At 62.0% G+C, this 15,303-nt stretch carries 13 protein-coding genes and 1 pseudogene; 6 read left to right on the top strand and 8 right to left on the bottom strand.

Annotated elements, in window-relative coordinates; genetic code table 11:
• Nucleotides 1-130: pseudogene (locus tag ACESL9_RS01700) on the top strand (cyclase family protein); the annotation flags it as partial.
• Nucleotides 131-372: 242 nt separating this feature from the next.
• A complete protein-coding gene (locus tag ACESL9_RS01695) occupies nucleotides 373-1,362 on the top strand; it encodes a P1 family peptidase (protein WP_372613508.1) in 990 nt (329 codons plus the stop codon).
• A gap of 52 nt (nucleotides 1,363-1,414) precedes the next feature.
• Here ACESL9_RS01695 and ACESL9_RS01690 read toward each other — a convergent pair whose 3' ends face one another.
• Nucleotides 1,415-2,212, bottom strand: coding sequence for an alpha/beta hydrolase (locus ACESL9_RS01690; protein ID WP_372613510.1), 798 nt, complete (start codon nucleotides 2,210-2,212; stop codon nucleotides 1,415-1,417).
• Between the two features lie 110 nt (nucleotides 2,213-2,322).
• On the opposite strand from ACESL9_RS01690, the gene ACESL9_RS01685 reads away from it, so the two are divergent.
• Together ACESL9_RS01685 and ACESL9_RS01680 are read left to right on the top strand one after the other, a co-directional pair.
• A complete protein-coding gene (locus ACESL9_RS01685; protein ID WP_372613512.1) occupies nucleotides 2,323-3,798 on the top strand; it encodes an NAD-dependent succinate-semialdehyde dehydrogenase in 1,476 nt (491 codons plus the stop codon).
• Between the two features lie 110 nt (nucleotides 3,799-3,908).
• Complete coding sequence (locus tag ACESL9_RS01680) at nucleotides 3,909-5,138, top strand: META domain-containing protein (RefSeq protein ID WP_372613514.1); 1,230 nt, start codon at nucleotides 3,909-3,911, stop codon at nucleotides 5,136-5,138.
• 71 nt (nucleotides 5,139-5,209) lie between these two features.
• Here the strand turns inward: ACESL9_RS01680 and ACESL9_RS01675 are convergent, their stop codons facing one another.
• From ACESL9_RS01675 to pyrF, 7 genes are all read right to left on the bottom strand, one after another.
• Nucleotides 5,210-5,680 carry an Hsp20 family protein gene (locus tag ACESL9_RS01675; RefSeq protein WP_372613516.1) on the bottom strand — a complete coding sequence of 157 codons (471 nt, stop codon included), beginning with the start codon at nucleotides 5,678-5,680 and terminating at the stop codon, nucleotides 5,210-5,212.
• Nucleotides 5,681-6,170: 490 nt separating this feature from the next.
• Nucleotides 6,171-6,992 (bottom strand): trypsin-like serine peptidase, encoded by an 822-nt coding sequence (locus tag ACESL9_RS01670; protein WP_372613518.1) that lies wholly within the window; start codon nucleotides 6,990-6,992, stop codon nucleotides 6,171-6,173.
• Between the two features lie 55 nt (nucleotides 6,993-7,047).
• Nucleotides 7,048-8,343, bottom strand: coding sequence for a glycolate oxidase subunit GlcF (glcF, locus tag ACESL9_RS01665; protein WP_372613520.1), 1,296 nt, complete (start codon nucleotides 8,341-8,343; stop codon nucleotides 7,048-7,050).
• Nucleotides 8,344-8,349: 6 nt separating this feature from the next.
• Nucleotides 8,350-8,694, bottom strand: a complete 345-nt coding sequence (locus ACESL9_RS01660) for a hypothetical protein (protein ID WP_372613522.1) — start codon at nucleotides 8,692-8,694, stop codon at nucleotides 8,350-8,352.
• A gap of 5 nt (nucleotides 8,695-8,699) precedes the next feature.
• Nucleotides 8,700-9,833 (bottom strand): FAD-binding protein, encoded by a 1,134-nt coding sequence (locus tag ACESL9_RS01655; protein ID WP_372613524.1) that lies wholly within the window; start codon nucleotides 9,831-9,833, stop codon nucleotides 8,700-8,702.
• Between the two features lie 57 nt (nucleotides 9,834-9,890).
• Nucleotides 9,891-11,324 carry an FAD-linked oxidase C-terminal domain-containing protein gene (locus ACESL9_RS01650; RefSeq protein ID WP_372613526.1) on the bottom strand — a complete coding sequence of 478 codons (1,434 nt, stop codon included), beginning with the start codon at nucleotides 11,322-11,324 and terminating at the stop codon, nucleotides 9,891-9,893.
• 265 nt (nucleotides 11,325-11,589) lie between these two features.
• A complete protein-coding gene (gene pyrF, locus ACESL9_RS01645) occupies nucleotides 11,590-12,303 on the bottom strand; it encodes an orotidine-5'-phosphate decarboxylase (RefSeq protein ID WP_372674426.1) in 714 nt (237 codons plus the stop codon).
• 325 nt (nucleotides 12,304-12,628) lie between these two features.
• Between pyrF and ACESL9_RS01640 the strand changes: the two genes are divergently transcribed.
• Both ACESL9_RS01640 and ACESL9_RS01635 read left to right on the top strand, forming a co-directional pair.
• Nucleotides 12,629-13,711 (top strand): AI-2E family transporter, encoded by a 1,083-nt coding sequence (locus tag ACESL9_RS01640; protein ID WP_372674425.1) that lies wholly within the window; start codon nucleotides 12,629-12,631, stop codon nucleotides 13,709-13,711.
• Nucleotides 13,712-14,047: 336 nt separating this feature from the next.
• On the top strand, nucleotides 14,048-15,303 hold a 1,256-nt coding region (locus ACESL9_RS01635), incomplete at its 3' end, for a Clp protease N-terminal domain-containing protein (RefSeq protein ID WP_372613532.1).

Raw genomic sequence — 15,303 nt, 5'->3', positions numbered from 1 at the left:
CGGGCGGTTCGGGATCGAATGTGTCGCCAATCTCGACAAGCTGCCCGCCGCGGGCGCGACCCTCGTGATCGGCGCGCCCAAGCATCGCGGCGGCACCGGCGGCCCGGCCCGGCTCATCGCGCTGGTCTGAGCGCGGGCACGTCGTTGCGTGAAAGGTTAACGGTAACGTTGGCCGCCCCCGGCAGCCGGATGGCAGCCGGGGGGTGCACGCAAATCACCCCCCGGTCGGGCGCTCTTCGGGCCATTCCCTAACGCGGCGCGCGCAGCCCCCGCCATGCGCGCGGTGTGGTGCCGGCGATTACCCCTTGCCGATCCCGCGCGATCTGGCAGGATGGCAAAAAGTCCTGTGAAAACAACGGAAAGGAACCGCCCATGACCGCCCGCCCGGGTCCGCGCAACCTGATCACCGATGTCGAGGGCCTGTTGGTCGGCCACGCGACGGACGCGAAGATCAAGACCGGCTGCACCGTCCTCACAGGCACCACCCCCTTCACCTGCGGCGTCCACATCATGGGCGGCGCTCCCGGCACCCGCGAAACCGACCTGCTCGCGCCCGACAAGACGGTGGAACAGGTCGATGCGCTTGTACTGTCGGGCGGCTCGGCATTCGGGCTTGACGCCGCCTCGGGCGTGGCGGACGGGTTGCGCGCAAAAGGGCGCGGCTTTGCCGTGGGCGACCAACTCGTCCCGATCGTACCGGGTGCGATCCTCTTTGACCTGATCAATGGCGGCGACAAGGCATGGGGTGAAAACCCTTACAAGGCGCTGGGCCACGAAGCGCTTGAAAATGCGTCGGAAACCTTCTCACTCGGCAGCATCGGCGCTGGCACGGGTGCCACCACCGCCAATCTCAAGGGCGGGCTCGGTTCGGCTTCGGTCACCCTGCCTTCGGGCCACACGGTGGGTGCGCTCGTCGCAGTGAACAGCCTTGGCGCGGCCACCGTGGCTGACACGCCGCATTTTTGGGCCGCGCCGTTCGAGGTCGAGGATGAATTTGGCGGCCTTGGCCCATCGGCGCTTTTCCCCGACCCCCATGTCCCGCCGACTAAGCTCGCTGCCCATGCCAACACCACGATCGGCATCGTTGCGACCGATGCCACGCTCACTCAGGCGCAATGCACCCGTATCGCCACCGCCGCCCATGACGGCTTTGCCCGCGCGCTTTTCCCGTCCCACACACCCATGGATGGCGATCTGATCTTCGCCGCCGCAGCCGGCCGCAAACCGCTGGAAAACCCCTTGGCGGACACGCTCTATATCGGTCACGCCGCCGCCATTGCCATGGCCCGCGCCATTGCCCGTGCGGTGTTCCACGCCAATCCCGCCAAGGGCGACATCCTGCCCTGCTGGTCGTCGCTCTGAGCCTTCATCTTGCCTGAAATACTCCGGGGAGCGCGAGGGGTGGACCCCTCGCTCAACGCTCTCTCAGAAGCGCCTCGACCAGATCGCTGTCGACCAGTTCCAGCGGTTCGATCACGTCGAAATGGTGCCGCGCCTCGGCCACCACCATGTCACAGCCCCAAGCCTGCGAGAGCCAGCGCGCCTGGTCAAGGAATACAGGCCGCTCGTCACCCCCGACCCAGGCCGTAACCGGCACATCCATACGATCCGCCATCAGAACCGGGCTTTCGGCAATGGCCTCTTGCGCATCGAGCTGCAATTGCGCATTCATTGAGGTGCACAACAGCGGGCGCAAATCCGCCACCGGCGAGATCGGAACGATCCGGCGCAAACGCGCGTCGACTTCACTCGACAGCATGCCCGTCGCCAGCATTCGCGCCACCAGGTGACCACCCGCCGAATGCCCGGTCAGGACAAGTGGCCCCTCGACCATCGCCGCCATCACCCCCACCGCGCGGGCGATCTGCCGGGTGATCTGGCTGATCCGCACTTGCGGGCAGAGATCATAGGACGGCAGTGCCACCGCCCAGCCCCGCGCCACCGCTCCGGCCGCCAAATGCGACCACGAGGACTTGTCGAACTTGAGCCAGTATCCTCCATGAACGAAAATCATCAGCCCCTCGGGCGTGCCTTCAGGCAGGAACAGGTCGAACCGTTCGCGAGGGCGCGCACCGTAGCCCAGATCGAGCCGCGCGCGATCATCATGCGCCAGCTGTTTACGCCACATTTCTGCCGCCTCGGCCCACTGGCCGGGGAAGCGCTCGGCCCCCGGAATATATGCGGCATTGGCATAGGCATCGTCCAGTTCCACCTGTCATTCCTCCCGATCTGGCTCTGGACAATCCTAGGCCCAAATGCTTTGCCTTGGCGAGAAACTTTCCGCATTCTGAGAACTGACCCATAAAGGGGGAGGATACGCCCATGCTCGATTCCGTCACAAATCTCGCATCGCTTCTAAAAGACCCGTCGCTCCTTGTCACCCGAGCCTATGTCGCCGGGGAATTCGTCGATGGTGAGAATGGCACATTCGCGGTGACCAACCCCGCGCGTGGCGACGTTATCGCCGAGGTGGCCGACCTGTCGCGCGCGCAGGTGGCCGATGCCATTGCCAAGGCCGAGGTCGCGCAAAAGGACTGGGCAAAGTGGACCGGCAAGGAACGCGCCGCTGTGCTGCGCCGCTGGTTCGACCTGATGATGGAACATCAGGACGACCTTGGCACCATCCTTACCGCCGAGATGGGCAAACCCCTGCCCGAGGCCCGCGGCGAGATTGCCTATGGTGCCTCGTTCATCGAGTTCTTTGCCGAAGAGGCCAAGCGAGTCTATGGCGAGACGATCCCGGGTCACCAGCGCGACAAGCGCATCACCGTCATTCGCCAGCCGATCGGCGTCGCCGCTTCGATCACGCCGTGGAATTTCCCCAATGCGATGATCACCCGCAAGGTCGGCCCGGCGTTGGCCGCAGGCTGCTCGATGGTCGCCCGGCCCGCCAAGGAAACGCCGCTTTCGGCGCTGGTGCTGGGCGAACTGGCGAAACGCGCGGGTATCCCCGACGGGGTCTTCTCGGTCGTCACCTCGTCGTCCGCCTCCGAGATCGGCAAGGAATTCTGCGAGAACCCGGCGGTGCGCAAGCTTACCTTCACCGGCTCGACCGAGGTGGGGCGCATCCTGCTGCGCCAGGCCGCCGACCAGGTGATGAAATGTTCGATGGAACTGGGCGGTAACGCTCCGTTCATCGTTTTCGACGATGCTGACCTCGATGCGGCCGTGGAAGGCGCGATCATGTGCAAATTCCGCAACAACGGCCAAACCTGTGTCTGTGCCAACCGCATCTATGTTCAGGCGGGGGTTTACGATGCCTTTGCCGGGAAACTGGCGGACCGGCTGGCCAAGATGAAGGTTGGCGACGGGCTTGAGGAGGACACGGCATTCGGCCCTCTGATCAACTCCGACGCGGTCGAAAAGGTGCGCGAACATATCGACGATGCGTTATCCAAGGGCGGCAAGATCACCTTCGGCGGCAGCCAGCACAACTTGGGTGGCACCTTCTTCCAGCCCACGATCATCACCGGTGCCACGCAGGAGATGCAGGTCGCTACCGACGAAACCTTTGGCCCCATGGCCCCGCTCTTCAAGTTCGAGGACGAGGACGAGGTCATTGCCATGGCCAATGACACGATCTTCGGTCTCGCGTCGTATTTCTATGCCAAGGATCTGTCCCGCGTCTACAAGGTGGCCGAGGCGTTGGAATACGGTATTGTCGGCGTCAACACCGGCATCATCTCGACCGAGGTCGCGCCCTTCGGCGGGGTAAAGCAATCCGGCCTTGGCCGCGAAGGCTCAAGCCACGGCATCGACGAGTTTCTCGAGATGAAATACATCTGCATGTCGGTCTGATCCGACATCGGCGGGGAATGCATTGGAGCGCGCATCTTGTGTCAATCCTCTCGCCGCCCGGACGAAACCGGCCTAGACTGGGGCATCTCGTCTTGCAAAAGAGATGCCCCATGCTCCGCTCCTTTGCCGCGATCCTGGCAACCTGCCTCGCCCTACCGCTCGACGCGCAGGAGGCGACTCGCGATATCACCGGATCGCTGACATATCTGACGCGCATCGCCCTGCCGCCCGATGCCGAGGTTTCCGTCGCCGCGCGCGGTGCATTTGACACGGTGCTGGGCGAAGCCCGGTTCGACACCGACAGGAATCAGGTGCCGCTGCCGTTCTCTCTGACCGTTCCCGACGGTCTTTCCGGTCATGTCGAAGCGCTCATCAACGTCGGCGGTGCGCCGCGCTGGTTCATCCGCGACATTGCCTTTGACGCGGGCGACGCGCCGGTCGATCTGGGCGAATTAGAGCTTGCGCCGATCACGCCGTTGGCCTTTGCAACGAAATACGATTGCAATGGCCAGCGGGTCACCTTCGGTATCCTGAGTGACCGCGCGGTGCTGCGCGTGGACGGGCGCGATTTCGCGATGCAGGAGGCCGTTTCCGCCTCGGGTACGCGGTATGCCGCCTCGGACGGGTCCGAAACCGAATTCTGGTCCCAAGGCGACGCGGCGATGCTGACCCTCGAAGGTCAGGACATGGGTCAATGTGTCAAAGCAATGCCCGAACCGCCCCTCTACCGTGCCGGCGGGAATGAACCTGGCTGGCATGTGCGGATCGGGGCCGATACGGTCGACCTCACTGCTGATTACGGTGCGCTGAGCCTGACCGCACCTCGCCCGGACGTGCAGGTCGCCCCCGGTGCCTATTTCTTCGACATGCCACAGCTCGATGCGCGCCTGACCGTGAAGGAACGACTCTGCTACGACGCAGCAACGGGGATGCCATATCCGCACACCGCCACGCTCATGCTCGAAGATCGCAACCTGAAAGGATGCGGCGGGAACCCGGATAACCTTTTGACCGGTGCCGAATGGCACATCGACGTTATCGCGGGGCAAGGCGTGATCGGGGATACACAGATCACCATCGCCTTCGGACCTGATATGCGTATTTCGGGGCATACAGGCTGCAACCGCTTCATGGGCGGGTACAAACTGACCGGCGAGGGGCTGCGGCTTGGCCAGTTGGGGGTGACGATGATGGCCTGCCCCGAGGCGCAAATGGCGCAGGAACGCCGCGTTCTCGACGCGCTGGACGAGGTGCGACGGTTTGACATCGAAGCCAGCGGCAGACTGCTTCTTGTGGGGGACGCCGAGGATGGGCCCCTCATGGCTGCCCATCGGCCCTGAGGGGCGCAGGTTTTGAATTGCCCGGCCAGAGCATCGGCCGGGCCATTGTCAAGCGGATCGAAACGTGCCCATCAGTTGACGGTTTCCGCGTCAACCACATCCTTCTCGACGAGATCATCGCCCTTGGTGATGGTGATCCGGCGCGGTTTCAACGCTTCGGGTATTTCGCGGATCAGATCAATATGCAGCATCCCGTCAGTATGGGTTGCGCCCGTCACCTTGACATGATCCGCCAGTTGAAAGCGGCGCTCGAAGGCGCGGGTGGCAATGCCCCGGTGCAGATAGACGCGGTCTTCGCCCTCCTCGGCCTTGCGTGCCGAAACGATCAGCGCCCCCTCCTTGACCTCGACCGAAAGGTCGCTTTCGGCAAAACCGGCCACGGCGATCGAGATCCGATAGGCATCGTCGGCGGTCTTTTCGATGTTGTAGGGGGGGTAGGTGTTGGTTGTCATGTCGTTCGATATCACCCGGTCCAGCATCTCTGCGATCTGGTCAAAGCCAACGGTCGCACGATAGAGCGGAGCAAGATCAAAATTGCGCATCGGTCATCCTCCTTTGAGCGATAACATGTCATGTTGAGATCTTCCCATCGCGGGACAGACCACTTACTCGCCGAGGCCCTTGAAGGCGCCCCGACCACCCAGAAGTGGTGATCCGAATTTGCGGTGTCAAGTGCCCGGGCTCAGCCCTGTTCGCCCTGGAACTTGTGTCTGACAGCAGGTGGATCTCGCCCTCTTGACCGCTGCCTATTGTAGATTGCGTCAGGTCGCGGTCGGGACATAACTTTATTCATATTCGCGAGCGAGCGGATGCAAATCGCCTTCGTGCTGGCCATGACAGGTGGCAAGTCCAACCCAAGCGAAATCACTGTGCCCCCGGACGAGACCAAGACACGATGCGCGCCCGATGTTCCTGTGTTGCAGGAAACCGCGCGCCGCTGTCACCTCGCAATCAAGGGCCGTAGAACCCGGACCCCGCCCCACTCGGGCAGGGCTCGCCGAAGGCCGACTGTCATCACATGTCTCGTGGCACTCATGGTTTGATGAACTTCGCTCCGGTGTCACCGCGTGCACCACCCACGATGACACGCCGGGCCTGCTGTGATGACGAGTTTGCGTCCAGCCGCCTATTTCCGTTGGCCAGCTCGGCCTTGAGTAGCGCAATCGGTTCCTCGAGCGCGGTGCCAAGCGAAACAGGCGTGCCGTCAACTTCGGCCTTGGCTGACACGACCGACACGATCCGCACTGCACCGTCAACAAAACTCAACACAGGTGCGCCGCTCGCTCCGTGATCAATGTCGCAGGACATCACCAGGACCCCTTGTTGCCGCGCCAGAACGCGGCACATTTCCTGTATCGACGGGGCCTCGGAGCGGTCCTTGGCATAGGACACAACGCCGATCCGGTCGCCCTTTAGCGGGTGTGCATCCGTGTCAAACGGTGTCACCGTGGTGTTGCGGATCGGGTGGTGCAACTCGAGTAGCGCCACGTCGTTGCGCACACGCGCGGCGTCATGCGCATCGTCAAAGCTGTAGTCGGGGTGGATCACCGCCCGCCTTACCCAGCGATACGCGGAGGCCCGCCCGTTGCGCCAGCCGGCCAGAAACTCGATCTTGGCATGGTCCACACGCGCCCCACTTTGCTTGTCGAACAGACAATGCGCTGCGGTGAGCACCAGATCGGGCGCGATCAGCGCCCCGGTGCAGAATCCCCTGCCATCGATATCGAGCCGCCCCACGGCCTCCCAGCCGCGCCCCTGATCGCCCGTATCCAACCGTTTCAGGCTTGTGTCCTGAGCCAGCCCGATCGACGCTGCAAGGCTCAGACCCAGTGAAAGCGACAGGATTCGAAACATGGACTCTCCGGCAGGCCAGGACTTTCCCCGCAACTAGCCGGGATATGGGGCGAAATTAGGGCGCATAGCCGGTCATTGCGCAGGGTTTCGGTCCACCTGTCGCCCAATCCAGCAATTCGACCGTGTGAACCACTGGCACATCCGTGCCCGATCCTATCTGCATCATGCAGCCGATATTTCCAGTGGCGATCACATCCGGCGTCTTGGCCTCCAATGTGCGGATCTTCCGGATCTTGAGTTGCCCGGAAATCTCGGGCTGAAGAAGGTTATAGGTGCCTGCCGAGCCGCAGCACAGATGGCTGTCAGCGGGTTCGACCACCTCGAATCCGGCACGTTTCAACAGATCCTTGGGGTGAGTCTTGATCTGCTGGCCATGTTGCAGCGAACACGCCGCGTGATAGGCTACGCGCAATGCCTTTTCCGCGCCTTCCGGCATATCCAGCCGGGCCAGAACCTCGCTTATATCCATCGCGATGTTGGCGACTTGCGCCGCCTCGTGTGCCAGAGGTTCATTGCGGAACATGTGGCCATAATCCTTGACGGTGGTGCCGCAACCGCTGGTGTTGATCACCACCGCGTCGAGGCCCTCGCCCTCCATCTCGGCCACCCAGGCACGGATGTTCTTTGCCGCCGTGGCGTGGCTTTCGCTGGTCTTGCCCATGTGGTGGGTGAGCGCGCCACAACATCCCGCCGCTCTGGCCACCACGACCTCGCAGCCAAGCCGGCGCAACAGGCGGATCGTGGCATCGTTGATGTCGGTGTTGAGTGCCTTTTGCGCACAGCCCGTCATCAGCGCGACGCGCATTCGGCGCTGGCCCTCGGCAGCAAATGTCTGCGGGTCGTCATTGCGGCTTACGGGTGGGATCACTTTCGGTGCCATCTCCAGCATGGCACGCAATCGCGCATCGGGGATGAACCGCCGGAACGGCCGCCCGATCTTCGCCCCCAGCAGGGCCAGCCTGAACCGCCCCGGATAGGGCAGGATGCGGGCGAGAAGCCAGCGCAAGAGCCGGTCGCCCAAGGGGCGCTTGTAATTGGTCTCGATATACTCGCGCGCATGATCGACCAAATGCATGTAGTGCACGCCGCTCGGGCAGGTGGTCATGCAAGCAAGGCAGGACAGGCAGCGGTCGATATGCTTGACCGTTTTCGGATCGGGAACGCGCTCGTTCTCGAGCATGTCCTTGATCTGGTAAATGCGCCCGCGCGGGCTGTCGAGCTCGTCACCCAGCACCTGATAGGTTGGGCAGGTGGCAGTGCAGAACCCGCAATGGACACAAGACCGCAGGATCTGGTTCGCGCGCTGAGTGCCCGGGTCCTTTAACTGCTCCTCTGTGAAATTCGTCTGCATCCCGCTTCACGTCCCTATTGCCAGCGACAGCCCGAACCAGGGTGCCGCCGTCGCTACCCCACCCAGTGCCGCACTCCATTTCCGCATCATCGGCAGTCGCATGCGCAGCCGTAACGCCTGAACCGCGGTGGCAATCGTCACCACCCAGCCCAGCCATAGGCAGACCACTCCCCCAATGACCGAAAGCGGCCCCTGAGCCACATCCCGGAGAACCCAGGCCGCGACCAGAAGCCCCGCGACCGCGGCGACTCCGATGAATACCCGCCCACGCGACGGGTGCGCCTGCGTCAGGCCGAGAAAGATCACCGGCCCGGCCGCGAAGATCACAAGATAAGCCAAGATCAACATCATGATTATCATCCCATCAACCCGGGGTTCAGAATACCCCTCGGGTCGAACCTATCGCGTAAAGCTTGCGAAATCTTTTGGATCGGTGCCGCCTCTGGCTGAAACACTGGCAAGCGCGCTCGCGTCTCCTTGCCGGCCCGGATCAGCGTTGCATGACCATCGAGCCCCTCCGGGCGCATGTCCGCGCCCTCTGGTGCCAGCGCCCAGACGAGACCACCGCTCCAGTCGTACTGCAGCGCCTGCGCACCTATTGCCCGCAGAGCCGCGCCCAAAGCGGGCCCTTCCGTAGGGCGTACCGAATAGCACCAGACATCACCCGCACGATCGTGAAACGCCTTGACATCCCGCACGGCACTCCAGATTTGCGCAATCTGTGCCTCGTCCCGCTCGACCTCCACCTGGCCGAACCCGTCCAGCAAATCGGCCAGCTGCTCGGCCCTGTAGGACACGCTGGCCTCGAACCCCTCGATCCGAAGCAATGTTGTCGCATTCTCGCCGGTGATATCAGCAGGAAGGTGCGCCGCCCCCGTGACCTCGAATGGCGAGCGTAGCGCCGCACACATCGCTTCTCCCGCCCGGGCCTCGTCCAACCCGCCAAGACGCAGGACCGCCGCCGCCGGTGGCTCGGGCAGGACCTTGAAACTGACCTCGCTGAGAACACCAAGAGTGCCCCGGCTCCCGGCCATCAGCTTGACTAGATCATAGCCAGTGACGTTCTTCATAACCCGCCCACCATTCTTGAGGATACGCCCGGTTCCATCGACGAATCTCACCCCTAAAAGGTAATCCCGACATGCCCCGGCTTGCACTCGCCGCGGCCCGCTCACATTCGCGGCTACAACGCCACCGATCGTGGGTGCGCCTTTCGTACCGAGAAGCCCGCGATGATCCATCGGCTCGAAGGGCAGGCGCTGCCCCTCGGCGGCCAGTAACCGTTCGATCTCGGCAAACGGCGTGCCCGCCTTCACCACGAGGGTCAGCGCGCCGGGCTCGTATTCGACCACCCCGCTCAGTTTCGCCAAGGAAAGCGCCGCACCGTCCACGGGCCGCCCCACCGGCCGCGTGCCGCCCCCGATGATCTGCAGCGGCCCATCCGCGCCCGCTATCATCTTGCTTAGTTCACTCTCGGAAACCGGTTCCATTCTTCATCCGACCTTAAAATACCTTTGGGCGCCGTGGGCTTGGCTTCCCGGGAGTGATCATGCGGCCCGCCGCCCGGCCGATGCCGCCAGTGGAAATACCTTGGCCGGGTTGAGCAGCCATTTCGGGTCGAACACGTCCTTCACCGCCATCTGGATATCCAGATCATCCGGCGCGAACTGATCGAACATCAGGTCGCGCTTCTCGATCCCGACCCCGTGCTCACCGGTCAGACAGCCACCCACCTCGACGCAAAGCCGCAGGATGTCGGCCCCGAACGCCTCGCACAGTTCCAGATCACCGGGCTTGTTGGCATCAAAAAGGATCAGCGGGTGCATGTTCCCATCGCCCGCGTGAAAGACATTGCCGACATCGAGACGGTATTCCTTCGACATCTCCCCGATACGGCGCAGCACGAAAGGCAGTTGGCTCACTGGGATCGTGCCGTCAAGGCACATGTAATCGTTGATCTGCCCCATCGCGCCAAAGGCCGATTTACGGCCCAGCCATATCCGCGCACTTTCTTCGGACGAGCGGCTCTCGCGCAACTCAACCGGGTCATGCCGGCGGGCAATGTCGAGTATCACCTCTAGCTGCTCGTCGATCTCGGCCTCGCTACCCTCGACCTCGACGATGAGAAGCGCCTCGCAATCGGGATATCCTGCCCCGGCAAAGGCTTCGGTCGCGCGAATACAGGGCCGGTCCATGAATTCGATCGCCACCGGCAGGACACCGGCCTTGATGATGTCCGACACAACCTCGCCGGCCACTTCCGAACTGTCATAGCCCATCAGAACAGGCCTCGCGCCCTCGGGCTTGTGCAATATGCGCAGCGTCGCCTCTGTCACCACACCCAACTGCCCTTCCGAGCCGCAGATCAGACCGAGCAGGTCATAGCCGCAGGCATCCAGATGTGCGCCGCCGATCTCGACCACCTCGCCATCCATCATCACCATGGTCACGCCCAGGAGGTTGTTGGTGGTCACACCGTATTTCAGGCAATGCGCCCCGCCAGAATTCATCGCGATATTGCCCGCAATGGCACAGGCGAGTTGCGAGGACGGATCTGGCGCATAAAAGAAATCCTCTTCCTCGACCGCCCCTGTCACGCTCAGGTTGGTACGGCCGGTCTGCACCCGGATGACCCTGTTGTCATAGTCGGTTTCGAGGATCTCGGTCATCCGCGCGACGCCCAGAATCACGCTGTCGGCGGTGGGTAGCGCTCCGCCCGCAAGTGAGGTGCCCGCCCCACGAGGCACCACCGGCACCCTCATCTCATGGCAGATCCGCAGAACTGCCGCCACCTCATCGGTCGAAGACGGCAATACCACCGCCAGCGGTGCACAGCGATAGGCCGTCAGCGCATCGCATTCGTAGGCACGTGTCTCGATGTCTTCGTGAATGATCGCGTCATTTGGCAGGAGTTCCATCAAGCGACTGATGAGTTGGGGCTTCTTGCCGATGACGCTACTATCCGGGGTGGGCATTTCCATGGGAGCCTCCAGCCAATTGGTAAAAAAATATAACCACTCGTTCAGGAAGGCAAGCGCAATTCAGTTTCCATGGAGAAAGCGAGGCGACCCGTCGCTCAATCCCGCGTCAGGCGACGCCGAACCCACACCGCAATGAACGATGCCAGAATGTGGAATGCCATTCCGGGCCCTGCAACACGGTCACCATTGTGATATAGTGCAGTCACAGCCCAACATTCGAGCAATGCTCGCACTCACCTCTTGGCTTGGGTGCATTGATTTGAAGTCAAGGCAACTCGTCGAGTACTGCGCGGACGGCATTGGCGGGGGATCGCGCGCGCCAGATGGGGCGGCCGACGACAATGTGGTCGGCGCCGGCGGCGATCGCCTGCGCCGGCGTGGCGACGCGTTTCTGGTCGCCTGGCATAGTACCTGCCGGCCGAACGCCGGGTGTGACGATGAGCCGGTCCCGGGCCTGCGGCAGGGCGCGGATCAGGGCGGCCTCTTGCGGCGAGGCAATCACGCCATCGGCGCCCGCTTCGAATGCGCGGGCAGAGCGTTCGGCCACCAGATCGCGGATATCGCCCGATTTCATCAGCCCGGCATCGAGATCGGCCCTGTCGAGCGATGTGAGGATCGTGACCGCAAGGATTTTAAGATCCTTGCCTGCCGCGCCCTCACAGGCCGCGCGCACCACATGCGGATCGCCATGTACCGTAAGAAAATCGAGGTCGAACTGCGCGATTCCGCGCACCGCGTTCTCGACAGTGGCGCTGATGTCGTAGAGCTTCATGTCGAGAAATATCCGCTTGCCATGCTCCTGCTTGAGCTCGCCAGCAAGAGCAAGCCCGCCTGTCGTGAGCATGCCCAGCCCGATCTTGTAGAACGAGACTCTGTTGCCGAGCGCCTCTGCAAGTTGGAGTCCTTCAAGCGCGTTGGGTAGGTCAAGCGCGACGATCAGCCGATCATCGGCGGTGGGTCCGGTCGTGTCGGCGGGCATTTCTCACTCCGTCATCGGTTTGTGGCTTCATAGTGCTTGGGCACAACCACGACAAGCCGACACGGCCAGTCGAACGGCGCTCAACGCGCGTGCTTGACGGATGGGAAAGAACTGGGACGGGATGAAAACCGGATACAGTTACGTACGAATGACCGTGGTTGTTCTGGCGCTGCTTGTGATGCCGAAAACCGACCGGGATAATCACCGGCGCGGCCGGTTTCCCGTGAAGCCACTTGGCAGTGTGCGCCCAAAAGAGGCTGGGAACTTACCGGGATTGCATTATCATTTTGAAGCAGGTTTGATATTTGAGTGTCAAGAAATACGGATGGCCGTTTCGGCAAACAATGAGGTAAGACCCGAAACAACGATCGTGCAGATAAGAAGCATAACATACGCGACCGCCTTTGCGATCATGCTGGGCTGGCTATTGTGGGTCGGACAGCCCGTGCTGTTGCCGGTGATCGCGGCGTTGATCTCGGTCTATATCCTTTCAACTGCCGCGACCGCGATGGAGCTTTTGCCGGTTCTGGGGCGCTTTCCGGGCTGGGTGCGCCGAACAATCGTTCTGATAGCCTTCGCCCTTGGCGTCTCGCTGTTGTTCGTTCTTGTAATCAACAACCTCGCTCAGGTGGCATCGGCGCTCACCCGTTATGAAGAAAACCTCGATGCCCTGGCAACTCGCGCTGCAGGGCTGCTGGGTGTTGTAGATGAGCCGACATGGGCAAATCTGCGGCGTGTGACATTGGACGAGATCGACATGCGCGGGTGGATTGCACCTGCGCTTCTGTCGCTGCGCTCTTTCGGGGTGACGTTGTTCTTGGTGGTTCTATATGCCGCCTTCTTCATGGCTGAACGCGGCGTCATGGCGCAAAAGCTCTTTCTTGCCATGGGTGGCGAAACCCAGGGGCGGAAGGCCCTTGAAATGCTTGACCGTATCAACGACCGGATCGGCGGTTACCTGTTCGTCAAGACCGTGGTGAACATCATCCTCGGAGCCATGTCCTTCGTGATCATGCTGGTTCTGGGGATCGAGTTTGCCCTGTTCTGGGCCGTGCTGATCGCCTTTCTCAACTATATTCCTTATATCGGATCGCTGATCGGGGTGGTCTTTCCTGTCTTGCTGAGCCTGGCGCAGTTCGGCACGATTTGGATGGCCAGCGTGGTTCTGGTGACCCTGACCGCAGCGCAGGTTTTTGTTGCCGGCTATCTTGAACCGCGGATGATGGGCCGGGCCTTCAACCTAAGCCCGTTCGTTGTGCTTCTCGCGCTCGCGTTTTGGAGCACGTTGTGGGGGCTGGCTGGCGCGATTCTTGCCGTGCCTCTTACGGCAAGCGCGGTAATCATGCTTAACGAAATGAAGGCCACGCGACCCTTGGCCATCATGCTCTCGGCCACGGGCCGGATCTGATCTGCGATCAGGTGGTGAGCGATGCGGGTGGCGGAGCGAAAGTTGCGATAACGAAAGGGCTGACAGCGGCCATGGCTTCGAAAGCCATCTAGGCCATCCAGAGCCCCTCCTGCGCGATACTTGTTCGCTAACGTGCAGCCATTCGTCGGAGAACTCGGGCGTCAAACATGACATCTACCAGAGGGCTTCACAGAAGGGTGTAGACCCGTAGGAGAATCCACACATCCCACTTGAAGCTCCGCAAAACCCAACCCATTTACACCGTGAGGTTCCCGACAGCCCCATGCCTCGGTCGAGGGTGGGCGAAATGGGAAGGCTTGGAAAAGGAGAAATGACATGAACTTGGACAAGTTCACCGAGCGGTCGCGCGGTTTTATTCAAGCGGCACAAACGATCGCAATGCGAGAAGACCATCAGCGGCTCGTTCCCGAACACCTTCTGAAGGCATTAATGGACGATGATCAGGGGCTTGCGGCCAATCTGATCAAGCGTGCGGGGGGCGCGCCCGAACGTGTGCGTCAGGCGGTCGATCTGGCCGTGGAAAAGCAACCCAAGGTGTCGGGCGATGCCGGCCAGATCTACATGGACGGGCAGTTTGCCAAGGTTCTGGGCGAGGCTGAAAAACTCGCGCAAAAGGCCGGCGACAGTTTCGTTGCTGTCGAACGCATGTTGATGGCGCTCAACATGGTGAAATCTAAGGCCCGCGAGGCGCTTGAGGCTGGTGCAGTCAATGCGCAGGCTCTGAACGCAGCAATCGAAGATATCAGAAAGGGTCGCACCGCCGACAGTGCGAGCGCCGAAGAAGGGTATGATGCCCTCAAGAAGTACGCGCGCGACCTGACCGAGGCAGCGCGCGAGGGCAAGATTGACCCGATCATCGGACGCGACGAGGAGATCCGCCGCACGATGCAGGTTCTGTCGCGTCGGACCAAGAACAACCCAGTTCTCATCGGTGAGCCGGGTGTGGGCAAGACGGCCATTGCAGAAGGCATGGCCCTGCGCATCATCAATGGTGATGTGCCGGAATCCCTGCGAAACAAGAAGCTCCTCGCGCTCGACATGGGTGCGCTCATCGCCGGGGCCAAGTATCGCGGCGAATTCGAGGAGCGGCTCAAGGCGGTGCTGAACGAAATTACCGCAGCCGCGGGCGAGATCGTCCTGTTCATCGACGAGATGCACACGCTGGTCGGTGCGGGCAAGACGGATGGTGCGATGGACGCGGCCAACCTGATCAAACCGGCACTGGCGCGCGGAGAGTTGCACTGCATCGGTGCCACGACGCTGGATGAATACCGGAAATACGTTGAGAAGGACGCGGCCCTTGCCCGTCGTTTCCAGCCGCTGATCGTCGAGGAACCCACGGTCGAGGACACGATCTCGATCCTGCGCGGCATCAAGGAGAAGTACGAGCTGCACCACGGCGTACGAATTTCCGACAGTGCGCTTGTCGCGGCGGCACAGCTTTCGCATCGTTATATCACTGACCGATTCTTGCCGGACAAGGCGATCGACCTGGTCGATGAGGCATCGAGCCGTCTGCGCATGGAAGTGGACAGCAAACCCGAAGAGTTGGACCAGATCGACCGGCAGAT

This window comes from Aquicoccus sp. (assembly GCF_041686535.1).
Lineage (GTDB): Bacteria > Pseudomonadota > Alphaproteobacteria > Rhodobacterales > Rhodobacteraceae > Aquicoccus.
This window is presented reverse-complemented; position numbering and strand designations above follow the sequence as displayed.

Bases quoted from the DNA above. Each gene is read 5' to 3' on its own strand.
- ACESL9_RS01695 (WP_372613508.1), top strand. From the start codon at position 373: ATGACCGCCCGCCCGGGTCCGCGCAACCTGATCACCGATGTCGAGGGC.
- ACESL9_RS01685 (WP_372613512.1), top strand. From the start codon at position 2,323: ATGCTCGATTCCGTCACAAATCTCGCATCGCTTCTAAAAGACCCGTCG.
- ACESL9_RS01680 (WP_372613514.1), top strand. From the start codon at position 3,909: ATGCTCCGCTCCTTTGCCGCGATCCTGGCAACCTGCCTCGCCCTACCG.
- ACESL9_RS01675 (WP_372613516.1), bottom strand. From the start codon at position 5,680: ATGCGCAATTTTGATCTTGCTCCGCTCTATCGTGCGACCGTTGGCTTT.
- ACESL9_RS01670 (WP_372613518.1), bottom strand. From the start codon at position 6,992: ATGTTTCGAATCCTGTCGCTTTCACTGGGTCTGAGCCTTGCAGCGTCG.
- glcF (WP_372613520.1), bottom strand. From the start codon at position 8,343: ATGCAGACGAATTTCACAGAGGAGCAGTTAAAGGACCCGGGCACTCAG.
- ACESL9_RS01660 (WP_372613522.1), bottom strand. From the start codon at position 8,694: ATGATGTTGATCTTGGCTTATCTTGTGATCTTCGCGGCCGGGCCGGTG.
- ACESL9_RS01655 (WP_372613524.1), bottom strand. From the start codon at position 9,833: ATGGAACCGGTTTCCGAGAGTGAACTAAGCAAGATGATAGCGGGCGCG.
- ACESL9_RS01650 (WP_372613526.1), bottom strand. From the start codon at position 11,324: ATGGAAATGCCCACCCCGGATAGTAGCGTCATCGGCAAGAAGCCCCAA.
- pyrF (WP_372674426.1), bottom strand. From the start codon at position 12,303: ATGCCCGCCGACACGACCGGACCCACCGCCGATGATCGGCTGATCGTC.
- ACESL9_RS01640 (WP_372674425.1), top strand. From the start codon at position 12,629: ATGGCCGTTTCGGCAAACAATGAGGTAAGACCCGAAACAACGATCGTG.